The sequence below is a fragment of the Arthrobacter sp. RIT-PI-e genome, assembly GCF_001187915.1.
Lineage (GTDB): Bacteria > Actinomycetota > Actinomycetes > Actinomycetales > Micrococcaceae > Arthrobacter_D.
On record NZ_LGIU01000090.1, the window covers coordinates 20,543 to 41,652 of the forward strand.

General features: G+C 71.5%; 22 protein-coding genes and 1 riboswitch. Of the genes, 7 read left to right on the forward strand and 15 right to left on the reverse strand.

Features of this window, described 5'->3' with window-relative positions; translation table 11 throughout:
- The first annotated feature begins 79 nt into the window (after positions 1–79).
- Positions 80–895: a lysophospholipid acyltransferase family protein gene (locus AC792_RS12915; RefSeq protein WP_049830910.1), complete on the forward strand. Its 816-nt coding sequence runs from the start codon at positions 80–82 to the stop codon at positions 893–895.
- A gap of 83 nt (positions 896–978) precedes the next feature.
- Here the strand turns inward: AC792_RS12915 and AC792_RS12920 are convergent, their stop codons facing one another.
- The 3 genes from AC792_RS12920 to AC792_RS12930 form a co-directional block, all read right to left on the reverse strand.
- Positions 979–1,890, reverse strand: coding sequence for a GNAT family N-acetyltransferase (locus AC792_RS12920; RefSeq protein ID WP_049830911.1), 912 nt, complete (start codon positions 1,888–1,890; stop codon positions 979–981).
- The gene (locus tag AC792_RS12925; RefSeq protein WP_049830912.1) at positions 1,890–3,278 is read right to left on the reverse strand and encodes a glycine--tRNA ligase; all 1,389 of its coding nucleotides are present in this window, start codon (positions 3,276–3,278) and stop codon (positions 1,890–1,892) included. Before AC792_RS12925 ends, AC792_RS12920 begins: the two co-directional genes overlap by 1 nt.
- A 204-nt stretch (positions 3,279–3,482) precedes the next feature.
- On the reverse strand, positions 3,483–4,487 hold the full coding sequence (locus AC792_RS12930; protein WP_049830913.1) for a DMT family transporter: 1,005 nt from the start codon (positions 4,485–4,487) through the stop codon (positions 3,483–3,485).
- 73 nt (positions 4,488–4,560) lie between these two features.
- On the opposite strand from AC792_RS12930, the gene AC792_RS12935 reads away from it, so the two are divergent.
- Positions 4,561–4,791 carry an RNA-binding S4 domain-containing protein gene (locus tag AC792_RS12935; protein ID WP_049830914.1) on the forward strand — a complete coding sequence of 77 codons (231 nt, stop codon included), beginning with the start codon at positions 4,561–4,563 and terminating at the stop codon, positions 4,789–4,791.
- A 10-nt stretch (positions 4,792–4,801) separates the two neighbouring features.
- Here AC792_RS12935 and AC792_RS12940 read toward each other — a convergent pair whose 3' ends face one another.
- Positions 4,802–5,473 (reverse strand): alpha/beta hydrolase, encoded by a 672-nt coding sequence (locus tag AC792_RS12940; RefSeq protein WP_049830915.1) that lies wholly within the window; start codon positions 5,471–5,473, stop codon positions 4,802–4,804.
- Positions 5,474–5,681: 208 nt separating this feature from the next.
- Between AC792_RS12940 and AC792_RS12945 the strand changes: the two genes are divergently transcribed.
- Positions 5,682–6,485, forward strand: coding sequence for an SGNH/GDSL hydrolase family protein (locus AC792_RS12945; RefSeq protein WP_049830929.1), 804 nt, complete (start codon positions 5,682–5,684; stop codon positions 6,483–6,485).
- Between the two features lie 263 nt (positions 6,486–6,748).
- Here the strand turns inward: AC792_RS12945 and AC792_RS12950 are convergent, their stop codons facing one another.
- The 3 genes from AC792_RS12950 to AC792_RS12960 all read right to left on the reverse strand — a co-directional run bounded on the left by AC792_RS12950 (position 6,749) and on the right by AC792_RS12960 (position 9,589).
- Entirely contained in the window at positions 6,749–6,991 is a 243-nt protein-coding gene (locus tag AC792_RS12950) for a hypothetical protein (RefSeq protein ID WP_049830916.1), read from the reverse strand.
- Positions 6,992–7,117: 126 nt separating this feature from the next.
- Entirely contained in the window at positions 7,118–8,266 is a 1,149-nt protein-coding gene (gene metX / locus AC792_RS12955) for a homoserine O-acetyltransferase MetX (RefSeq protein WP_235436735.1), read from the reverse strand.
- A 6-nt stretch (positions 8,267–8,272) separates the two neighbouring features.
- Positions 8,273–9,589 carry a bifunctional o-acetylhomoserine/o-acetylserine sulfhydrylase gene (locus tag AC792_RS12960; RefSeq protein WP_049830917.1) on the reverse strand — a complete coding sequence of 439 codons (1,317 nt, stop codon included), beginning with the start codon at positions 9,587–9,589 and terminating at the stop codon, positions 8,273–8,275.
- A 79-nt stretch (positions 9,590–9,668) separates the two neighbouring features.
- A riboswitch (SAM riboswitch) is annotated at positions 9,669–9,785 on the reverse strand.
- Between the two features lie 130 nt (positions 9,786–9,915).
- Between AC792_RS12960 and AC792_RS12965 the strand changes: the two genes are divergently transcribed.
- Positions 9,916–10,557, forward strand: coding sequence for a VOC family protein (locus tag AC792_RS12965; protein WP_049830918.1), 642 nt, complete (start codon positions 9,916–9,918; stop codon positions 10,555–10,557).
- Between the two features lie 161 nt (positions 10,558–10,718).
- Here the strand turns inward: AC792_RS12965 and AC792_RS12970 are convergent, their stop codons facing one another.
- From AC792_RS12970 to AC792_RS12980, 3 genes are all read right to left on the reverse strand, one after another.
- Complete coding sequence (locus tag AC792_RS12970; RefSeq protein WP_049830919.1) at positions 10,719–11,006, reverse strand: DUF1540 domain-containing protein; 288 nt, start codon at positions 11,004–11,006, stop codon at positions 10,719–10,721.
- 132 nt (positions 11,007–11,138) lie between these two features.
- Positions 11,139–11,939, reverse strand: a complete 801-nt coding sequence (locus AC792_RS12975; protein WP_082177735.1) for a CPBP family intramembrane glutamic endopeptidase — start codon at positions 11,937–11,939, stop codon at positions 11,139–11,141.
- Positions 11,940–12,036: 97 nt separating this feature from the next.
- Entirely contained in the window at positions 12,037–13,254 is a 1,218-nt protein-coding gene (locus AC792_RS12980) for an allantoate amidohydrolase (protein ID WP_049830932.1), read from the reverse strand.
- A gap of 134 nt (positions 13,255–13,388) precedes the next feature.
- Between AC792_RS12980 and AC792_RS12985 the strand changes: the two genes are divergently transcribed.
- Complete coding sequence (locus AC792_RS12985) at positions 13,389–14,234, forward strand: siderophore-interacting protein (RefSeq protein WP_049830920.1); 846 nt, start codon at positions 13,389–13,391, stop codon at positions 14,232–14,234.
- Here the strand turns inward: AC792_RS12985 and AC792_RS12990 are convergent.
- The 3 genes from AC792_RS12990 to AC792_RS13000 form a co-directional block, all read right to left on the reverse strand.
- The gene (locus tag AC792_RS12990; RefSeq protein ID WP_049830921.1) at positions 14,231–15,433 is read right to left on the reverse strand and encodes a cation:proton antiporter; all 1,203 of its coding nucleotides are present in this window, start codon (positions 15,431–15,433) and stop codon (positions 14,231–14,233) included. The genes AC792_RS12985 and AC792_RS12990 overlap by 4 nt on opposite strands.
- Before the next feature lie 7 nt (positions 15,434–15,440).
- Entirely contained in the window at positions 15,441–15,923 is a 483-nt protein-coding gene (locus AC792_RS12995) for a cation:proton antiporter regulatory subunit (protein ID WP_049830922.1), read from the reverse strand.
- A 99-nt stretch (positions 15,924–16,022) separates the two neighbouring features.
- Entirely contained in the window at positions 16,023–17,120 is a 1,098-nt protein-coding gene (locus AC792_RS13000) for an NAD(P)/FAD-dependent oxidoreductase (protein ID WP_049830923.1), read from the reverse strand.
- A 116-nt stretch (positions 17,121–17,236) separates the two neighbouring features.
- Here AC792_RS13000 and AC792_RS13005 point away from each other — a divergent pair, with 116 nt between their 5' ends.
- On the forward strand, positions 17,237–18,259 hold the full coding sequence (locus AC792_RS13005; RefSeq protein ID WP_049830933.1) for an NADPH:quinone reductase: 1,023 nt from the start codon (positions 17,237–17,239) through the stop codon (positions 18,257–18,259).
- A 34-nt stretch (positions 18,260–18,293) separates the two neighbouring features.
- Positions 18,294–18,677, forward strand: coding sequence for a YchJ family protein (locus AC792_RS13010; RefSeq protein ID WP_049830924.1), 384 nt, complete (start codon positions 18,294–18,296; stop codon positions 18,675–18,677).
- A gap of 31 nt (positions 18,678–18,708) precedes the next feature.
- On the opposite strand, the gene AC792_RS13015 is transcribed toward AC792_RS13010, so the two are convergent.
- Positions 18,709–19,965, reverse strand: coding sequence for a glycine C-acetyltransferase (locus AC792_RS13015; RefSeq protein WP_082177736.1), 1,257 nt, complete (start codon positions 19,963–19,965; stop codon positions 18,709–18,711).
- Between the two features lie 14 nt (positions 19,966–19,979).
- Positions 19,980–21,023, reverse strand: a complete 1,044-nt coding sequence (gene tdh / locus AC792_RS13020; RefSeq protein ID WP_049830925.1) for an L-threonine 3-dehydrogenase — start codon at positions 21,021–21,023, stop codon at positions 19,980–19,982.
- Positions 21,024–21,110 lie beyond the last annotated feature (87 nt).

Genomic DNA, 21,110 nt, shown 5'->3' on the forward strand with positions numbered 1-21,110 from the left:
GCGCGCTTTCGGGGTAGAAAGGTACACGAGCGGGGACGGCGCGGACCGTACCCACCGCAGGGTCGAGGAGGAACCGGGTATGGGCTGGAAGCCGCGGCAGAGCGATCGCATGTACCGGTTCGTGGTGCACACGGGCAAGACGGCCATCGCCGCCCTGCGCCTGCCCGTCACCGTCTCGGGCACCGAGAACCTCCCGAGCCCAGATCCGCTGAACGGGCGCTCCCGCCGGGCGGTACCGGGCCGCGGTGCCGTCGTGGCCGTCACCCACTTCGGGTACCTCGACTTCGCCTTCGCCGAACTGGTGCTCTGGGACTACGCGCGCATCCAGGCGCGCTACCTGATCTCCAAGCGGGCCACGGACCACTGGTTCGTGAGCCCCTTCGTCCACTGGCTCGGGCATGTGGTCACCGACCGCAGCGCGGGCGCCGAGGCGTACCAGGACGCGCTCGCGCGGCTGCGGGAGGGCGAGTACGTGGCGATCCTGCCCGAGGCCGGGGTGTCCCGCAGCTACAACGTGCGTGCGCTCAAGACCGGCGCGGTCCGGCTGGCTGCGGAGGGCGGGGTGCCCGTGATCCCGATCTCCGTATGGGGTGCGCACCGCCTCCTCACCCGCGGCCACGGTTTCCCGCCGAAACGCGCGTGGCGCGCACCCGGGCGCGTCCACACCGGGCGGCCCCCCCGCCACTCCCCCGACGACGACGTCGCGGAGGGCACCGAGGAGCTGCGCCGTGCACTGCAGGCCGGCATCGACACCTGCATCGCCGATTTCCCGCTCACCCCCGCACCCGGGGCGTGGTGGATGCCGGAGCGGCTCGGCGGCGGGGCCCTCCCGGACGCCGCGGGCGCCGCCGCGGCCCCCGCGGACAAGGGGGCCGGCCGGCGCGACCGCGGCTGATCGTCCCCCGGTACGGGGAACGACGCAGGGCCGCTCCCCCCGGGGAGCGGCCCTGCGTCATGCCGGCCCGGGGCGGGCGGCGCTCACCTCGTCGCGACCACCAGGGTCTCCGGCGCGGCGAGCAGCGCCGCTCCCGTGGCGAGCAGCGGGTCGACGACGGCGGCGAGCGCCTCCATGGAATCGTCCACCTCCAGCTGGATCGGGTACTGGTGCACCAGCATCGCGATCATCGTGGCCACCGCCGCCTGCTGCTCCTGCGCAGGGAGCGTGGTGTCGTAGCCCAGCAGCACGTCCGCGGGGTCGTCCGTGCGGGCCGAGGTGTAGCTGACGGCGAAGGCCGCGATCGTCCCGCCGTCGGCCTTCGGGCGGTCCCGCAGCACGATCGCCCCTCCGGCGCCGCTGGCGTCCCCGAGGAACAACTGCTGCGCGCGCCCCACGCCGAGGTCCGCCCGGTCCCAGCCGTGGACTGACTCGTAGAAGGACGCCAGGGCCCGGGTGAGCTCCACCGACCCGGTGGCGGCCTCCTCGAGCTGCGGGCCGGAGGCGTCCTCGAACCCCGGGGCGGCGAGCGCACCCGGCGCCACGGTCACGAGCCGTGAGCGCTGCAGCGTGCCGAAGCCCGTGGCCCCGGCGAAGGCGGCGCCGGTGGTCCCGGGGGTCACCTTCGAGCGCAGCGCCGTGACACCGTCCGGTGACGCGGCGGCCTCGTGCTGGAGCATGGTCAGCAGCGTGGACCCGATCCCGGAACGCCGGTGGTCCTCGGCGACCTCGATGTAGCACCAGAGCCGGTCCGGGTGCAGTGCCGCACCGTAGACGCACCCGGCCGCCACGGGCACACCCTGGTCCACCACGGTGATGCAGCGGTTCCAGGGACTCTCCGACGCCGTGCGGAAGGAACCGCGGAACTGCTCGGCCACCGCGGATTCCGGGCCGCCCCAGAGCTGGAGCAGCTCGAGGTCGTCACCCTCCTGCCAGGCGCGGTACTCGAGGGCCATCAGGCCCCGACCAGGCGCGCGGCGAGGTATCCCTGCACCTGGTCCAGGGCCACCCGTTCCTGCGCCATGGTGTCGCGCTCGCGGATCGTGACGGCCTGGTCCTCGAGGGTGTCGAAGTCCACGGTGATGCAGAACGGCGTACCGATCTCGTCCTGGCGGCGGTAGCGGCGGCCGATGGCCCCGGCGTCGTCGAAGTCGATGTTCCAGCCCCTGCGCAGCTGGGCGGCGAGGTCCTTGGCCTTCGGGGAGAGGTCCTCGTTGCGGCTGAGCGGCAGCACGGCGGCCTTCACCGGGGCGAGCCGTGGGTCGAGCTTCAGCACGGTGCGCTTGTCCACGCCGCCCTTGGCGTTCGGGGCCTCGTCCTCGGTGTAGGAGTCCACGAGGAACGCCATGAAGGAGCGCGTCAGCCCGGCGGCGGGCTCGATCACGTACGGGGTGTAGCGCTCGTTGGTGGCCTGGTTGAAGTACCCGAGATCGGTGCCGGAGTGCTTCGAGTGCGTGGAGAGGTCGAAGTCCGTGCGGTTGGCGATGCCCTCGAGCTCGCCCCACTCGGAGCCGGAGAAGCCGAAGCGGTACTCGATGTCCGTGGTGCCCTTGGAGTAGTGGCTGAGCTTCTCCAGTGGGTGCTCGAAGAGGCGCAGGTTCTCGGCGGCGATCCCGAGGCCCGTGTACCAGGAGAAGCGCTCGTCGATCCAGTACCGGTGCCACTCCTCGTCGGTGCCCGGCTCCACGAAGAACTCCATCTCCATCTGCTCGAACTCACGCGTGCGGAAGATGAAGTTGCCGGGCGTGATCTCGTTGCGGAAGCTCTTGCCGATCTGGCCGATGCCGAACGGCGGCTTCTTCCGCGCGGTGGTGAGCACGTTGTTGAAGTTCACGAAGATGCCCTGCGCGGTCTCGGGGCGCAGGTAGTGCATGCCCTCCTCCGACGCCACGGGGCCGAGGAAGGTCTTCAGGAGCCCGGAGAACTCCTGGGGTTCGGTCCACTGGCCCCTGGTGCCGCAGTTGGCGCAGGTGATGTCCGCGAGCCCGTTCTCCGGGGCGCGGCCCTTCTTCTCCTCGAACTCCTCCTCCAGGTGGTCCGCGCGGTAGCGCTTGTGGCAGGAGAGGCACTCCACCAGGGGGTCGCTGAACACGTCCACGTGCCCGGAGGCCTCCCACACCTGGCGGGGCAGGATCACGGCGGAGTCGAGCCCCACGACGTCCTCGCGCCCGCGCACCATGGTCTGCCACCACTGGCGCTTGATGTTCTCCTTCAGCTCCGCCCCGAGGGGCCCGTAGTCCCAGGCGGAGCGGGATCCGCCGTAGATCTCCCCCGACTGGAACACGAAGCCGCGCCGCTTGGCGAGGGAGATGATGGGATCGAGTGCTGACTTGGCTGCTGCCATGGGGTTCTTCTCCAGTTCTGTGCTGGCCGCTGGGTGCGGTCCGCAGATGGGCGCGCGGTCCACCACGGGTGCGCGGGTACGGGTGGGATGCGGCCGCGGTGCGGGGCGGATCCACCGTGCAAGCCTAGCGCTTCCCGTCGTCGTCCCGCGGGTGGGTGCGGGTGACGACGGCGCCGCCGCGGGCCCGCCCGGACGGCTCCCCCTTCAGCCGTTCGCCCGCCCGTCCACCCGCTCGTCCACAGGATCCCCGGTCCGTGTCCGGCGGGGCCAGGGCAGGGTGGTGAGCACGATCGCGCCCAGGGTGAGCAGCGTCCCGGCGACGGTGGCGAGTACCACGACGGTCCCCGCCGCCGGGAACAGCAGGTCCAGCAGGAGCGAGCCGATGAGCTGCCCGCCGATCATGCACAGCCCGGTGAGCAGCACGCCCAGGCTGCGCACCAGGAGCGCACCGAGGCCGATGAAGACGCAGCCCATGGGTCCACCGAGGTAGTACCACCACTCGGTGGGCAGCGGGTTGCCCGGCCCGGCGACGGCGAGCTTGATCAGCCACGCGACGAGCAGCACCGCGGTGCCGGCGATGAAGTTCATGAGCGTCGCGGCGAGCGGTGTGCCGTAGTGCAGGGCGGCTGTGCCGTTCATGGCCTGCTGGAAGCTCATCAGGACACCCGCCAGCACGGGCAGGAGCACGGGGAGCAGCCACGTGCTCAGCTCCCCCGCGGCGCCGAAGCGCGGTGACACCGCCCACACCACGGACAGCACCGTGAGCACCACGCCGATGATGCGCATGGGCGTCGCAGGCCGCCTGCCCCCCGGGCCGATCCCCGCGCGGTCCACGAGCAGGCCGCTGAGCGTCTGCCCCATGACCGCCGCCACGGTGAACAGGGCCACCCCGAGGAGCCCGATGGTGAGCGACTGCGAGAAGACGAAGAACGCCCCGATGGCACCGGCGGCCACGTAGTAGGGCGGGAAGCGTCGCTCGCGGACCGAGGGCAGGATCTGCCGGGCTCCGGCCCGCGCCCCGGGGAGCACCAGGGTGACGACGATCATCACCACGAGCCCGGTACCGAAACTGATCAGTGCGGCCGCGAGACCGTCGCCGAGCACCACGCCGAGGGCACCGTTGATCCGGCCCTGCACGGGGACGGCGAGTCCTGCGGCGAGGGCCAGTGGGAGTCCGACGACGGCGGGGAGGGCGGGGGTGGTCGACACCCATCCAGCCTAGTGGCCCGGGGCCCGGCCCTCGGCTTCCGGGCACCGTGCGGATCTCGGGCAGAATGGGGGCATGAGCGCCGAACCCTCCATCACAGAGCTCCCCATCCGGGACGAGATGATCCGCCTCGGTCAGCTGTTGAAGCTGGCCTCCCTCGTGGAGGACGGCGTCGAGGCGAAAGCCCTGATCGACAACGGGCTGGTGCAGGTGAACGGCGAGATCGAGGAGCGCCGCGGACGCCAGCTGCACCCGGGCGACACCGTGGGCGTCAACGGGGTCACCCTCCGGATCACCCGGGCGTAGTCCGGGACGCTCAGCGGCGTCCGAGGACCGTCATCTCGAGGAACTGGCGCACGTGCGCCAGTTCCTGCTGGTTGATGCCGTGCAGCATGTTGGAGTACAGGATCTTGGTCAGGGCCGTGTGGGTGGTGAGCCAGGCGTGCGTGAACTCGATCTTGTCGGGGGTGATCACCTGGTCCTCCTGGTCACGGCCCCAGAAGAACGTGACCGGCGTGGCGGCCGCCTCCTCGTCGCGGAAGAAGTCGGAGCCCTCGGCCGGTACGCAGAACCCGGACAGTCCCACCACGCAGGTGAAGTCGGTGGGACGGTGGCGCAGCAGCGAGGTGGCCACCGCCATGCCCTGCGAGAATCCGAGGATGCTCACCCCGGAGTGCCGGTGCCGTACCGAGTCCAGCCACGCCGCGACCGCACCGACGCTCTCCACCACCCGCTCCACCGAGTAGTCGGGGTCGGAGGCCAGCGGGAACCAGGAGTACCCGGGTCCGACGGCGTGCGGCGCCCGGACGGACGCCACCGTGAAGTCGGCGGGCAGGTGGTCCGTGAGGCCCATGAGGTCCGCCTCGTCGGCCAGGTAGCCGTGGAACAGGACCAGCAGGGGGGTTCCGTCCCGTTCCGCCTCCGGCTTCGACCAGAGCACCACGGGGTCCCAAGACGGCGCGGGCGTACCGGGAGCAGATTCAGTCATGGTCCCATCTTGGCACGGACCACGCCCGTGCCCGGGCACGGGACGGCGGCACGGCAGGAACGGCTCCGGCGGGCGGGCGCCTCCTCCCCCGGGGTTGGCGCGGCATGCTCGCCGGGCGGAGAATGACGTGGTGAGTTCCTCCGACACCGCACCCTCCGCTCCCGGCACGGACCCGCAGACCGGAACCGTCCCCCCGGCGGATCCGACGCTGAACCCCGAACCGCACCCCTGGCACCGGTACGTGGCGCTGGGGGACTCCTTCACCGAGGGGATCGGTGACCCGGACCCCGGCAGCACGGGCGGCAACCGCGGATGGGCGGACCGCGTGGCCGAGGAGCTCTCGCGTGGTCAGCACGACTTCGCCTACGCCAATCTCGCCGTCCGTGGCCGGTTGCTGCAGCAGATCGTGGACCAGCAGGTGCAGCCGGCCCTGGAGCTGCACCCCGATCTCGTCAGCATCTCGGCCGGCGGCAACGATCTGCTGCGTCCCGGCGGTGACCCGGATCTGCTCGCCGGGCGCCTCGACTCCGTGGTGGCCACCCTCGCCGCCTCGGGTGCCACCGTGGTGCTGTTCACCGGACCGGACGTGCGGGAGACCGTGCTCGGGAGCATCCGCTCCAAGACGGCCATCTACAACGAGAACCTGAGGACCGTGGCGGCCCGGCACGAGGCCGTGATCGCGGACATGTGGGCGCTCCGTCAGCTCACCGACCCGCAGATGTGGTCCTCGGACCGCCTGCACTTCTCCCCGCTCGGCCACCACACCATCGCGGCGATGGTGCTGGACACCCTCGCGGTACGGCACACGCTCGAACCCCTGCAGCCCAAGGAGCGGACGGTGAGGACCTGGCGGGAGGCGCGCGCGGAGGACCTGGTGTGGGCCCGCGAGTACTTCGTGCCCTGGGTGCTGCGGCGCCTGCGGCACCGGTCCTCGGGTGACGGCGTCCTGGCCAAGCGGCCGGAGCCCGCCCCGATCTTCGGCCCGGGGATGCCCCCGGGCTCCTCGGCCTAGCGGTGGGTACTCGGCTCCTCCGTCTGCACATCGAGGTCTTCCCACCGGGTTCCGCGTCCGGGAGCAGTAGGGACCAGTGCGGCGGCGACGATGTTGCCGCTGCGTGAGGGTGACCTGACGCGGGGCGGACCAGCGTCGGGTGGGTAGCGCGTCGGCGCACTCTCCGCTCCGCCCGTCACCCCGGTGACGGAACCTCACCGAAAGAACAGAAATGACCCGCCAGAATGTCTCTGACGGGTCATTTCTGTCGTTTCGGGTGACACTCAGCTGTCCAGCGAGACCTCGCCGTTCGCGACGGCGTCGGCGCACGCTCCGACGTCGGGCCCCGGCTTGAAGTCCACGAACTGCGGCTTCAGCGTGGAGAACAGGAACTCGTAGATGTCGTCGCGGGACTTGCCGTCCATCGTCTCGGCCGCTTCCCGTACTGCTTCCTGCAGTGCGCGGTCAGCGTCCAGCAGGATCTTGTCGCGGGCTTCCTGGTTCCAGCCAATGGTGCTCAGGTCCATGAACAGCTCCTCTTCAGCTCTCGTCGAATGCTCGATCCGGACCAGGGATCCCGGTCCGGGCCGCCCCGCAGGTGGATACTCAGCAGGCTTAGCTCCTAGCGTAGGGGTACGCCCGGGGAAACCCAACTACGTTCCGCGCGCCCCGTAGAACGCGGTGCGCAGCCGGGCGTCGAGCTGGCGGATCTCGGTGAGGAAGGCGTCGTGGCCCACCGGTGAGGAGATGACGTGCACCGGCACGTGCCCCGGGAGGGCCGCCGCGAGACGCTCGGACTGCTCGGGCAGGTACAGCCGGTCGGTGTCCACGGCCGCCACGAAGAACTCCGACGTCGACCCCGCCAGCGCGGCCCCCAGGCTCCCGCGGTCCCGGGCGGCGTCGTGACCCATGAGCGCCTCGGTGAGGATCACGTAGCTGTTGGCGTCGAAGCGGTCCACGAGCTTCTCGGCCTGGTGGTCGAGGTAGCTCTCCACCTGGTAGCGACCGCGATCGGCGGGGAGCACTGCACCGAAGGGCCGCTCGGTGCCCTGCTCGGCCCGGCCGAACCGCGCTTCGAGTTCATGCTCCGAGCGGTAGGTGATGTGCGCGATGCGACGTGCGAGCCCGAGGCCGGCCACCGGGTGCGCGCCGCCGTAGTAGTCCCCTCCCCGGTACGCGGGGTCGAGGCGGATGGCCTGCAGCTGCGCCTGCCCGAACGCGATCTGCTCGGCGGAGCTGGCCGCGGTGCAGGCGATGACGGCGCAGCGCTCCACCCGGCCCGGGTGGGTCAGCGCCCACTCCAGGGCACGTGCACCCCCCATCGACCCGCCGATCACGGAGTGCCACCGGTGCACGCCGAGCCGGTCCGCCAGCAGCGCCTCCGCCCGCACGGAATCGCGGATGGTCACGAACGGGAACCGGGAGCCCCAGGGGGCGCCGTCGGGGGCGAGGCTGGCCGGCCCCGTGGAGCCGTAACAGCCCCCGAGCATGTTGACGGACACCACGAAGTACTCGTCGGTGTCCACCGTGCGTCCCGGCCCCACGAGGGTGTCCCACCAGCCGTCCTGCCCCGAGTCACCGCGCGCCACGTGGGAGTCACCGGTGAGGGCGTGCAGCACGAGGACGGCGTTGGAGCCCTCCGCGTCGAGCGTGCCCCAGGTCTCGTAGGCGAGCTGCACCTCGGGCAGCTCTCCCCCCGTCTCCAGGGTGAGGGGTCCGAGTGCGGTGATGCGCAGCTGCCCGTCGCCCGAGGGATGCACCGGGGTGCCGGGGTGCAGCGGAGCAGGAGGGGAGGTGATCACGTGAGGTCAGGCTCCTTCGGCGGCGCGGAAGCCCGCCTCGAGGTCAGCGAGGATGTCGGTGATGTTCTCCAGGCCCACGGACAACCGGACGAGACCCGGACGCACCCCTGCGGTGAGCTGCGCCTCGGCCCCGAGCTGACTGTGCGTGGTGGACGCCGGGTGGATGACGAGGGAGCGGACGTCCCCCACGTTCGCCACGTGGGAGTGCAGCTCGAGCCCGTCCACGAAGCGGCGACCGGCCTCGAGACCACCGGCGATGTCGAAGCCGACGATCGCCCCGGTCCCGGCGGGCCCGTACTTCCTGCCGCGCTCGTACCAGGGGCTCGAGGGCAGCCCGGCGTACACGACGCGCTCGACGTCGTCGCGCTCCTGGAGCCACTCGGCGACGGCCAGCGCGTTCTGCACATGGCGTTCCATGCGCAGGCTCAGGGTCTCGAGGCCCTGGGCGATGAGGAACGCGTTGAAGGGGGACACCGCGGCTCCCAGGTCCCGCAGGAGCTGGACGCGGGCCTTGAGGACGTAGGCGAGATTGGCGCCGAGCTCGCTGCCCACCCCGAGGTCGCGTGCGTAGACCAGGCCCTGGTAGCTCTCGTCCGGGGTGTTGAACCCCGGGAACCGGTCCGGGTACTGCGCGAAGTCGAAGTTCCCCGAGTCCACGATCACTCCCGCGATGGCGTTGCCGTGCCCGCCGAGGTACTTCGTGGCGGACTGCACGACGACGTCCGCCCCCCATTCGATGGGCCGGATCAGGTACGGCGTGGACAGCGTGTTGTCCACGATCAGGGGTACACCGTACTCGTGGGCCACGGCGCTGATGCCCTCGAGATCCAGGACGTCCTGCCGCGGGTTGGAGACCACCTCGCCGAAGAACAGCTTGGTGTTGGGCCGGATGGCCGCCCGCCACTGGTCGAGATCGTCCGGGTCGTCGACGAACGTGGTCTCGACGCCGAACTTCCTCAGGGTGTGCTTGAAGAGGTTGTAGGTGCCGCCGTAGAGGCTGGGGCTCGCCACGATGTGGTCACCGGCCTCCGCGATGTTCAGGACCGCGAAGGTCTCCGCGGCCTGCCCGGAGGCGAGCAGCAGGGCACCGACACCACCCTCCAGACTGGCGATCCTGGTCTCCACCGCCTCCTGGGTGGGATTGCCGATGCGCGTGTAGATGGGGGCGAGCTCCGCCAGGGCGAAGCGGTCGGCGGCGCTCTCGGCGCTCGGGAAGACGAACGAGGAGGTCTGGTAGATGGGGAGCGCACGCGCTCCCGTGGTGGGGTCCGGCACTTGGCCGGCGTGGATCTGTCGGGTCTCGAAGGACCAGCTCTCGGACATGGTGCTCCCTTGTCAGGGGCTCCACGGAGGGGCGGCCTCCCGGTCGGTGGCTGCCACCTGAGGGGACCGGCTCCAGCGGAACCCGCGCTTGACCGGCGTCGTCGCGACACCGGACCTGGTCCTCACCCGGGGCACCCCACCGCGGAAGGAGGGTTGCCGGCCAGCAAGCCGGGGCTCCGTGCTGGCACTCATGACCTTCCTTCATCCAAACCCATGCCCGGTGATCCGGCAACCCCGATGTCGTCCCGTGAACAACCGAAACGGCCTCGCGGAAGGTAAGGCGAGCCTAAGTCGAGAGGCGTTTGACTTAGTGCCAAGATGTCCGCATGCGCCTGGACCACGTTTCATATGCCTGCGAACCAGATGGACTCGCCGCGACGGCCGACCGCATCGCGGCCAAGCTCGGTGTGGAGCCCGTGAAGGGCGGTGTTCACCCCCGCTTCGGTACCCGCAACATGATCTTCCCGCTGGCCAACGGCCGGTACCTCGAGGTGGTGGAGGTGCTGGAGCACCCGGCCTCGGACAAGGCGCCCTTCGGTCAGGCCGTGCGCGCCCGCTCGGAGGCCGGTGGCGGCTGGATGGGCTGGTGCGTGGCGGTGGACGACCTCACCCCGTTCGAGGAACGGCTCGGCCGCAGCGCGGTCCCGGGGAACCGCAAGTTCCCGGACGGCCAGGAGCTCACCTGGCGGCAGATCGGCATCAAGGGTCTGATCGCCGACCCGCAGGTCCCCTACCTCCTCCGGTGGGACGACGGCACCGAGGCCCTGCACCCGTCCCAGGCCCGCCCGGCCTCGGTGGAACTCGCCTGCCTCACCATCGCCGGCTCCTACGAGCGGGTGTCCGAGTGGCTCGGCACCGAGGTGGAGCAGACCCTCGACGGCGTCCAGGTGCAGTGGATCGCCCCCAACGGCACACCGGGTGTGATGTCGGTGAGCTTCACGACGGACAGCGGACGCGTGGAGATCTGATTCTTCTCGGAGGATGACGAAGGTCGCAGGATGCGGGAAGGGCCGGACGAACGTCGTCCGGCCCTTCCTCTTCCCTCCGGGAAGTGCACGGGATACTGCGGCATCGACGCATGGATCCGCTCCCGGAATGCCCCGCGTGGTCTCGTCGACCCCGTACCGGCTCAGGCGTGCGCGTAGGTGAGGCAGTCCGCGGCCTCCGCGCCGGGGCCCACCTTGACGGCGGGAGCGCTGCACAGCAGATCCGTGTTGAACCGGCACTCCGACCGCTGGCAGGCTCCCACGTGCGCGAGCATCTTCGGGAGCCCGCCACTGACCGAGGTGTCGATGAAGGTGGCGCAGGAGGCGTGGTCCGCGGATCCGGAGACCGTGATGGCCACGGCGGTGCAGCCGTCGTGGTTGAACGAGCAGTTGTTCACGCTGCATTCGGAGACACTGGTGACGGTACTCATGATTCCTCCTGGCTGATGCGGTGGCGCCTCCGGCCGGGGGCCGCTCTTCTACCGTGAAGTCACGATAACCCCGCGATCACCGGATAATTTAGTCATGATCCCGGTGCGCAAAGAGCGAAGGGAAGCCTTCCCTCAGCCGCCGATCCCGATCGCCGGCCCGAGCAGCGCGAATCCCACGAAGCCCGCGGTGTCGATCAGGGCGTGCGCGATCACCAGCGGCATGACGCGGCCGGTCCTCGTGTAGAACCAGGCGAACAGCAGCCCCATGAGCACGTTCCCGATGAACGGGCCGAACCCCTGGTACAGGTGGTAGCTGCCCCTGGTCACCGCGCTCACCACGATGATGGCCGGTGCTGACCAGCCGAGTTCCCGGAGCCGGGTGACGAGGTACCCCACCACGATCACCTCCTCGAGGATCCCGTGCCGGATCGCGGAGAGGATCAGCACCGGGACGGTCCACCAGTAGGCGTCGAGGGCTGCGGGGACGATCGCCGTGGTGATTCCCAGCGCCCGTCCGGCCGCGTAGACGCCGAGGGTGCCGACGGCGATCACCGCGGCGAGCCCCATCCCGAACCCGACGGTCCACAGGGGCCTGGTGAAGGTGAACCCGAGGCGCTCGAACGCGGAGACCCCGCGCCCGCCGAGGAGGAACAGCACCAGGGCCACCGGGACCAGCGCGAAGAGGATCCCGAGGAGCTGGTAGGCGAGGTCGAAGTACTCCCGGTTGTTCAGCACCGGGTTCAGCGTGCTGGTCTGCGCGCCCAGCGGTCCCCGCGACAGCTTCTCCGTCAGGTTCAGGATCGCGTACACCCCGGACTGCCCGAGGGAGAGACCGAACACGATCAGCAGCTCCGCCGTGATCCTTCGAGGTGGAGCGGGGTGACCGGTGGCGGGGAGGCTTCCCGGCGGACGCGGGGCGGAGGTGGCCGGCATGAGCACATCCTCCCAGCGGGAGCTGGCGATTCCCAGCAGGGCCGCCCCCGGACACCGTCCGGACCCCGCGAGTGTCCCGGGCATCGGTGGGGATGCGTCAGAGCAGGTCCTCCAGGACGTCGGCGAGCGCCACCGCCCCGGCGTCGGCGTCCTCGCGCTCCACGAACTCCTCCGGGGAGTGGCTGATGCCGGTGGGGTTCCGCACGAAGAGCATGGCGGTGGGTGCGACGGCGGCGAGGATCCCGGCGTCGTGCCCCGCACCGGTGGGCAGGGTGGGGGCGCCGGGGAAGGAACGCGCCAGGGAGTTCCCCAGGGTGCGCCGGAGCGCGCCGTCGAAGTGCACGGTGCCGCTCGTCGACTCCTCCGTGAGGGTGGCACGGCAGCCCTCGAAGGCGCTGATCCGCTGCGCCTGGCCGTGGATCCGCTCGAGCAGCGCGGCCTTCACGGCGTCGTCCTCGTGGCGTACGTCGAGCCAGAGGTCCACGCGGGAGGCGATCACGTTGGTGCCGCCCGGCACCGGGGTGAGGCGTCCCACGGTGGCGCGTGCGCCGTCCTGCTCGGAGGCGAGCTTCCGTACGGCGAGGACCACCTGGGCGGCGGCGATCATCGGGTCGGCGCGATCGGCCATGAGCGTGGTGCCGGCGTGGTTGCCCTGCCCGCTGATGGAGAGCCGCCAGCGGCCGTGGCCCAGCATGGTGGAGCCGACGGCGATCGCGGAGTCGAGGTCGATCAGGCCGCGGCCCTGCTCCACGTGGAGCTCCACGAAGTCGCCGATGCGCCGGACGGCCTCCTCGTCGCGGCCGAGGTGCGCGGGGTCGATCCCGGCGCGTGCGGAGGCCTCGGCGAACGTGGTGCCGTCGTCGTCGGTCAGGGCGCGAACGGCGTCGGGGTCGATCGACCCGGTGAGCAGGCGCGAGCCGAGGCAGGAGACCCCGAAGCGGGAGCCCTCCTCCTCCGGGAACACGGTGACGGCCAGCGAGCGCTGCGGGGTGACGCCCCGCTCCCGCAGCAGGTCGACGGCCGCGAGCGCGGAGGCGACGCCGAGGGGGCCGTCGTACGCCCCGCCGCCGGGCACGGAGTCGAGGTGGCTCCCCGTGACCAGGGCGCCGTCCCGGCTCGCGGTCGCGTCCCACCACGCCCAGAGGATCCCGTTGCGGTCGGTCTCCACCGCGAGTCCACGGGCGTGGGCCTCGGCGGCGAACCACTCGCGCAGGGAGCGTTCGGCGGGCGTGTGGACGCCGCGGGAGTACCCGCCGCGGGCGGTGTCGCGCCCGATGTCGCTGATGGCATCGAGGACTGAGGAGACGGTCTGCACGGGGAGCACCCTCCGGTGGTGGCGGTCGGCTTACCAGGATGGCACGGATCCTCCCCACGCCTGCGGCCGGGACCTGCCGGGGGTGCTGGTTGTTAGGCTGGCCTTACTGTCACCCACGGAAGAAGTAACGCGTCATGACCACCAGCACGCCCGGAACCACCCGCAAACCTCCCCGCCCCCAGGCCGTGCTCACCGTCGAGCAGACGCAGTGGCTGAGCCCGCACCTGGTCCGGGTGATCGCCGGCGGGGAGGGCTTTGTGGATCTGCAGGAGTGCGTGGCCACGGACATGTACGCGAAGCTGCTGTTCGCGCGGCCGGAGCTCGGGCTGCAGCCGCCCTACGATCTCGGGGCGCTCAAGGAGGAGCTGCCCAAGGAGGACCGCCCGGTCAAGCGCACGTACACCATCCGCTGGATCGACCGTGACACCCGGCGCCTCGCGATCGACTTCGTGGTCCACGGGGACACCGGGATCGCCGGGCCCTGGGCCGCCGCGGCCGTGCCGGGCGACCCGCTGGTGCTGATGGGCCCCTCGGGTGCCTGGTCGCCGGACCAGGCCGCCGACTGGCACCTGTTCGCAGGCGACGCCTCCGCCCTCCCCGCGACCGCCGCGGGACTCGAGGCGCTGCACGCCGGCGCCGTGGGGCACGCCTACCTCGAGGTGGACACCGCCGCGGACATCCTCGCCCTCCGGGCCCCGGAGGGCGTGGAGCTGCACTGGCTGCTGCGCGACGGCCGGACCCCGGGCACCACCACCCTGCTGGCCGACGCGGTGGCCGCCGGGCCGTGGCCCGAGGGTCGCGTGGACGCGTTCGTCCACGGCGAGCGCGGCGCCATGAAGGCGCTGCGGGACATCCTGTTCAAGGAGAAGGGGCTGGCCCGCTCCCAGGTGTCCCTGTCCGGGTACTGGGCGTACGGCCGCGAGGAGGACAGGTTCCAGGCGGAGAAGCAGGACCCGATCGGGAGGATCCTCGAGGACTAGACCACGCGTCCCGCCCCCGCCGCGGACCGGCGACCGGCGGCGAGGAGTTCGAGCCGTTCCATGACCGGCTCCGCGAGACGCGCCAGGACGGGCCCGACGACGGCCATCAGCAGCACGTAGGTGGTGGCGAGCGCCGCGAGTTCGTCCGGCACCGCCCCGGAGGCCACGGCCAGGCCGGCGATGACGATGGAGAACTCCCCACGCGCCACGAGCGCGGTCCCCGCCCGGGCCCGTCCCATCCGCCCGATGCCCTGGCGGCGCGCCGCCCACCAGCCGGTGGCGATCTTGGTGCCCGCCGTGACCACGGCGAGGAGCACCGCGAACCCGAGCACCGGCGGGATGGACGAGGGGTCGGTGTTGAGGCCGAACACCACGAAGAAGATCGCCGCGAAGAGGTCCCGCAGGGGCTCGAGGACACGGGTGGCGTTCTCCGCCGTCGCCCCCGAGATCGCGATCCCGAGGAGAAAGGCGCCCACGGCCGCGGAGACCTGCAGCGCCGAGGCCAGACCGGCCACCAGCAGAGCCGCACCGATCAGCGTGAGGAGGAAGACCTCCCGGTCCTTGCTGTCCACCACGGCGGACACCACGGTGCCCCAGCGCAGGGCGATCACCAGGACGAGGGTCACCACGAGCAGGGAGATGCCCACGGTCCCGAGGCCGCCGGCGAAGCTGAGACCGGCCAGCACGGCGGTGAGCACGGGCAGGTAGACGGCCATGGCGAGGTCCTCGAACACCAGGATCGCGAGGATGGTGGGGGTCTCCCTGTTGCCCAGCCGGCCGAGGCCGCCGATCACCTTCGCGGCGATCCCCGAGGAGGAGATGTAGGTGACGCCGCCCATCACCAGGGCGGCCACCGGCCCCCAGCCGAGCAGCAGGGCCACGAGGACGCCCGGCGTGAAGTTGAGGGCGAAGTCCACCCCCCCGGCGAGCCAGGACTGCCGCAGCCCCGTGACCAGCTCCTTCGCCGTGTACTCGAGACCGAGCATCAGCAGGAGCAGCACCACGCCGATCTCGCCGGCCACCTCGCTGAACTCGACGGCCCCGTGGAGCTCCCCCAGCCCGCCCTGCCCGAAGAACAGGCCGCCCACGAGGTAGAGCGGGATCGGGGAGAGGCCGATCCTGCCGGCCAGACGCCCAAGGACGCCGAGGAACAGGAGGATCCCGCCGAGCTCGATCAGGGTCAGGGCGGTGCCGTGCACGGGTGGCTCAGCCGTGGGAGAGGATGTCCGCCGCGGCGTCGAGGCCCTCGGAGGTACCCACCACCACCAGCAGGTCACCGGCAGCGAGCGTGAAGTCCGGAGTGGGCGAGGCCTGCACCTGGCCCGAGCGCAGGACGGCGACGAGCGAGGCCCCGGAGCGAGAGCGCAGGCGGGTGTCCGCGACGCGTCGGCCGTCGAACGGGGACCCGTCCTCGACGAGGATCTGGCGCGTGGACACCCCGGGCAGGTTCCGGTGCTCGTCGGTGAGCTGGGCCACGAGCTGACGCAGCCCGAGCAGCTCCCCGATGGCGGTGGCCTCCTCCGGGGTGAGCGGGATGGACGCCACGCAGGCGTCCGGGTCCCCGGCCCGCGAGATGATGAGGTCGAGGTCTCCGTCGCGCTGCTCCACGATGCCCACGCGCCTGCCCGATCCGGTGACGATCTCGCGCCGTACCCCGATGCCCGGGAGGCGTGTCTCGATGACGTTCATGCGCTCATCGTAGACCCGACGGAGTGCTCCCCCGGCGGCAGTGCACGCGGGTGCCGGTCCCGCTCGCTGACGGCGTCACGCCGCCGGTGAACCCACGCGTCACCCGGGCCGCAGCGCGGTGGCGGCAGCGGCGACCGCTGCGGGATCGGCACCGAGATCCGCGGGGTCGGCACCGGTGAGCAGCACCGCGGCCAGCTCGGCGATGCCCGACGACGTCTGGAAGCCGTACCCGCCCTGCCCGGCCAGCCAGAAGAACCCCGGATGTGCGGGGTCGGGACCGACGACGGGCAGACCGTTCCCGCGCTGGGTCCGCAGCCCGGTCCAGGACCGCAGCACCGAGGTGATGCCGAGCGTGGTGACCGACCCCAGGTGCTTGATCAATCGCTCGACGTGCCCCGGATGCGGCTGGGCGTCCCCGGGCTCGGCCGGTTCGGCCTCGCTGGGCGAGATGAGCACGCCGTCGGGATCGGGACGGTAGTAGAAGGAGTCGTCGGCGGCCGCCACCAGGGGTGTCCCGACCGGTGGTGCGTTCTCCGCCGTGACGATCGCGGCGGTGCGCCGCAGCGGCACGAGCCCCTGCGGTGCCACTGCGCACAGCGTGGCGACGTCGTCGGCCCACGCCCCGGCGGCGTTCACCACCGTCTCCGCACGGATGCTCCGGTACCCGGCGCGGACGCTCCAGTGCGCGCCGTCGTACTCGGCGGCGGTGACGGGCGCACCGGTGAGGATCATGACGCCGTCCTCGCTCGCCCTGCCGCGGTGGTACTCGAGGAGCAGGTCCGTGTCCGTGCCCATGCACCCCGTGTCGATCATCGCGGCCTCGAACGCCTCCGGGCGGAGCTGCGGGCAGAGGTCCAGGGCCTCGGCGTGGGTCAGCTGCCGCATGGTGGCGTTGGCCTTCGCGGCGACGTCGGCCTCCGTGCCGACGAGCAGGAAGGAGCGCGGCACGGTGAGCGGCAGCCCGGTGGAGGACTGGACGCCGTCGAGGAGCTCCAGGGTGCGGCGGGTGAGTTCCAGCACGGGCTGCGGGCCGTAGCCGGGGATGAGCTGCCGGGCCGAGCGCGACGACGTGTGGTACCCGAGCGTGGCCTCCGACTCGACGAGCACCACGCTGGAGAACGGGGCCAGCGCGGACGCCAGCGAGAGACCGGCGATCCCGCCGCCGATGATCAGGACGTCGCACTCGAGGGGGCTCATGCCGTCATCCTAGGGTGGTGCTCCCCGTCCCGGCGCGTCCGGTGCGGCTCCCCCGTCGATCGGGTGGACCCCGGAGCCGGGGAATACCGTCCGGGCGTCGACGGTTCCGGTTGGTCGTGAAAGCAATCGTCTACTCCTCCACCGGTCCCTCCTCCGTTCTCTCCCTCGTCGACCGCGACGTCGCGGCACCCGGTCCGGGCGAGGTACGGGTCCGCATCGTCACCTCCGGCGTGAATCCCACGGACTGGAAGGCCCGCGCCGACGGCGACCTCCCGTTCCCCGAGGTGGTCCCCAACCAGGACGGCGCCGGGATCGTCGACGCGGTGGGCGACGGCGTCACCGAGCCGCAGGCGGGCGACCGCGTGTGGATCTACCTGGCGGCCCACGGCCGCCCGACGGGGACCGCCCAGGAGTTCACCGTGATTCCCGCCGAACGGGCCGTCCGGCTGCCGGACGGCGTCGACCTCGACGTGGCAGCCAGCCTGGGTGTGCCGGCGATGACGGCGCACCGTGCCCTGACCGTCCACGAGTCCGGGCCGTCGCGGCTGGCTCCCGGCGCTCTCGAGGGGCGCACGGTCCTCGTCCAGGGAGGCGCCGGAGCCGTCGGCCACGCGGCGATCCAGCTCGCCACCTGGGCGGGTGCCACCGTCATCGCGACGGTCAGCAGCGACGCGAAGGCCGAGCTCGGCCGCGCCGCGGGGGCCCATCACGTTCTCCGCTACCCCGACGACTCCCTCGCCCGGCGCATCCGCGAGATCGCTCCGGACGGCGTCGACCACGTCGTGGAGGTGGCCCCGGGGCAGAACGCTGCGCTCGACGTCGAGGTGATCGCCAACCATGGCTCCATCGCGTACTACGCGAACAACAACGGGGACGACTTCACCGCCCCCGTCATCGCGAGTTTCGCGAAGAACGTCCGCTGGCAGGGCCTGTTGCTCTACACCGTGGGCCAGGCACCGCTCGCCGCCGCGGCGGAGGACATCACGGCGGCACTGCGCAGCGGGGCGCTGCCCGTCGGGGAGTCCGCCGGACTCCCCCTCTCCTCGTTCCCGCTCGAGGAGACGGGCGCCGCCCACGACGCCGTCGAGAACGGCGCGACCGGCAAGGTCCTCATTCGCGTCTCCGACGAGAACCCCTGAGCGATCGATCGTCCCCGGCCAGGAAGGGAGTCCTGTGACCTACGAGGGCTGCCCCTGCGGGTCCCAGCTGACGTACCAGGAATGCTGTGAGCCGCTCCACCGTGGAGCGGGGGCCCCGACGGCGCTCGCGCTGATGCGCTCACGGTTCTCGGCCTTCGCCCTCGGTCTCGAGGGATACCTGCTCGATTCGTGGGACCCCTCCACACGTCCCGACACCGTCGATCTCGACGGGGACGTCGAATGGCGGCGGCTGCAGATCGTGGACACGGCCCTCGGCGGCGCCTCCGACGACACCGGCGTGGTGGAGTACAGGGCGTCGTTCCGCAGAGCCGGGCGACCAGGGCTCCTGCAGGAGCGCAGCCGATTCGTCCGGGTGCGGGGGCGCTGGAGGTATGTCGACGGGGACGTCCGCCCCTAGGACCTCCAGCACCCCGCGAGGTGGTCCGGGATCACGCTCCGCCCACGTGCCCGCCGGCGTCGGTGGTGCCCATCCCCGCTGCTGCCGCATCACCGGCGTCGAGCTCGGACCGCGCGGCGACGAACGCCTGCACGCACGCCTCGATGTCCTCGTCCGAGTGCGCCGCGGAGAGCTGTACCCGAATCCGGGCAGCCCCCTTCGGCACCACGGGGTAGCTGAAGGCCGTGACGAAGACGCCGTGCGTGAGCATGGCATCGGCCGTCCGGGCGGCCAGCACCGCGTCGCCGAACATCACCGGGATGATGGCGTGCTCGCCGTCGAGGAGGTCGAAGCCCTCCTCGGTCATCCGGCGGCGGAAGAGGGCCGCGTTGCGAGCGAGGGTGGAGCGCAGGTCGGCGCTGTTCTGCACGAGGTCCAGCGCGGTGAGGGTCGCGGCGACGATCGACGGCGCCAGCGAGTTGGAGAACAGGTACGGGCGGGCGCGCTGACGCAGCAGGGCCACGATCTCCGCGCGTGCCGCCACGTACCCGCCGGATGCTCCGCCGAGGGCCTTCCCGAAGGTCCCGGTGAAGATGTCCACGCGCTCCGCCACGCCGGCGTGCTCCGGGGTCCCGGCGCCGGTGGCCCCCATGAAGCCGACGGCGTGCGAATCGTCCACCATCACCATGGCGTCGTACCGTTCGGCGAGATCGCAGATCCCCTCCAGCGGTGCGAGGTAGCCGTCCATGGAGAAGATGCCGTCCGTGACGATCAGCCGACGGCGGGCGCCTGCGGTCTCCTGCAGCTTCGCCTCGAGGTCCGCCAGGTCGCGGTTGGCGTAGCGGTACCGCTGGGCCTTGGAGAGGCGGATGCCGTCGATGATGGAGGCGTGGTTCAGGGCGTCCGAGATCACGGCGTCCTCCGCCCCGAGGAGGGACTCGAACACGCCGCCGTTCGCGTCGAAGCAGGAGGAGAAGAGGATGGTGTCCTCGGTGCCGAGGAACCGCGAGACCCGGTGCTCGAGTTCCAGGTGCAGGTCCTGGGTGCCGCAGATGAACCGGACGGACGCCATGCCGAACCCGCGCTCGTCCAGGGCGGTCTTCGCCGAGGCGATGATCTCCGGGTGGTCGGCGAGGCCCAGGTAGTTGTTGGCGCAGAAGTTGAGCACCTTCGCGCCCTCGGCGTCGAGCGCCCCGGCCGTGATGGCGCTCGATTGCGGGGAGGAGATCCGGCGCTCGTTCTTGAAGAGGCCGGCACTGCGGATGTCGTCGAGTTCACCGGCGAGCTGGTCGCGGACTGCTGAGTACATGATGTTCCTTACGTCTAGAAGGTGGTCCAGTCGAGGACCACTTTGCCGCTTCCGCCGTCGCGCGCCGTCGCGAAACCCTGCTGCCACTCGGCGGCCGGCAGGCAGTCGGTGACCACGGACGCCACGGCTTCCCGCAGCGTCCGGTTGGACTCCAGCATGGCGCTCATGGCGTACCAGGTCTCGAACATCTCGCGTCCGTAGATGCCCTTGAGGGTGAGCATGTGGGTGACCACGCGCCCCCAGTCCACGGCGATGGGGCCGGAGGGCAGACCCAGCATCGCGATCCTCCCGCCGTGGTTCATGTTCTCGATCATCTCAGGCAGGGCCGTGGCGTGGCCGGACATCTCCATGCCGATGTCGAAGCCCTCCTTCATGCCGAGTTCGCGCTGCGCGTCGGCGATCCGGGTGCGGCCGACGTCGATCGCGAGGTCCGCCCCGACACCGCGGGCCAGTGCCAGCCGGGGGGCGGAGACGTCGGTGACGGCGATCTTGCGGGCCCCGGCGTGGCGGGCGGCGGCGGCGGCCATGAGGCCGGTGGGCCCGGCACCGGGGATGAGCACGTCCTCCCCCACGAGCGGGAAGCGGAGCGCGGGGTGCACGGCATTGCCGGAGGGGGCGGACACGGCGCCGAGCTCCGGGGTGATCGTGGAATCGTGCACCCACACGTTGGTCTCGGGCACGACGACGAACTCGGCGAACGCGCCGTCGCGCTGCACGCCCACGCTCGAGGTACGGATGCACATCTGGCGGCGGCCCGCGCGGCAGTTGCGGCAGATCCCGCAGACGATGTGGCCCTCACCGGACACGCGGTCCCCGACGCGGACGTCGCGGATGCCCTCGCCGAGCGCCACCACCTCGCCGTAGAACTCGTGGCCGGGGATCAGCGGCGCGGTGATCATGCCCTGCGCCCACGCGTCCCAGCTCTCGATGTGGAGATCGGTGCCGCAGATACCGGTGGTGATCACGCGGATCTTCACCTCGCCCCACCCTGCCTCGGGTTCGGGGCGGTCCACGAGTTCGAAACCGGGGTGCCCCCCGGCCTTGTACAGCGCCTTCACTGGTCGGTTCCTTCCCTGCCGCACCTGGGCCTGCGGCGGGATGGGCCGGGGGCTGGCTCCTCTTCCCATCTCCCGCGGCCGGCGGCA

Excerpts from the sequence above, each read along its gene's own strand:
- AC792_RS12985 (WP_049830920.1), top strand. The coding sequence starts at position 13,389 with ATGACCACCAGCACGCCCGGAACCACCCGCAAACCTCCCCGCCCCCAG.
- AC792_RS12970 (WP_049830919.1), bottom strand. The coding sequence starts at position 11,006 with ATGAGTACCGTCACCAGTGTCTCCGAATGCAGCGTGAACAACTGCTCG.
- AC792_RS12940 (WP_049830915.1), bottom strand. The coding sequence starts at position 5,473 with ATGACTGAATCTGCTCCCGGTACGCCCGCGCCGTCTTGGGACCCCGTG.
- AC792_RS12915 (WP_049830910.1), top strand. The coding sequence starts at position 80 with ATGGGCTGGAAGCCGCGGCAGAGCGATCGCATGTACCGGTTCGTGGTG.
- AC792_RS12925 (WP_049830912.1), bottom strand. The coding sequence starts at position 3,278 with ATGGCAGCAGCCAAGTCAGCACTCGATCCCATCATCTCCCTCGCCAAG.
- AC792_RS12975 (WP_082177735.1), bottom strand. The coding sequence starts at position 11,939 with ATGCCGGCCACCTCCGCCCCGCGTCCGCCGGGAAGCCTCCCCGCCACC.
- AC792_RS12950 (WP_049830916.1), bottom strand. The coding sequence starts at position 6,991 with ATGGACCTGAGCACCATTGGCTGGAACCAGGAAGCCCGCGACAAGATC.
- AC792_RS12965 (WP_049830918.1), top strand. The coding sequence starts at position 9,916 with ATGCGCCTGGACCACGTTTCATATGCCTGCGAACCAGATGGACTCGCC.
- AC792_RS13000 (WP_049830923.1), bottom strand. The coding sequence starts at position 17,120 with ATGAGCCCCCTCGAGTGCGACGTCCTGATCATCGGCGGCGGGATCGCC.
- AC792_RS12935 (WP_049830914.1), top strand. The coding sequence starts at position 4,561 with ATGAGCGCCGAACCCTCCATCACAGAGCTCCCCATCCGGGACGAGATG.
- AC792_RS13015 (WP_082177736.1), bottom strand. The coding sequence starts at position 19,965 with ATGTACTCAGCAGTCCGCGACCAGCTCGCCGGTGAACTCGACGACATC.
- AC792_RS12960 (WP_049830917.1), bottom strand. The coding sequence starts at position 9,589 with ATGTCCGAGAGCTGGTCCTTCGAGACCCGACAGATCCACGCCGGCCAA.
- AC792_RS12920 (WP_049830911.1), bottom strand. The coding sequence starts at position 1,890 with ATGGCCCTCGAGTACCGCGCCTGGCAGGAGGGTGACGACCTCGAGCTG.
- AC792_RS12995 (WP_049830922.1), bottom strand. The coding sequence starts at position 15,923 with ATGAACGTCATCGAGACACGCCTCCCGGGCATCGGGGTACGGCGCGAG.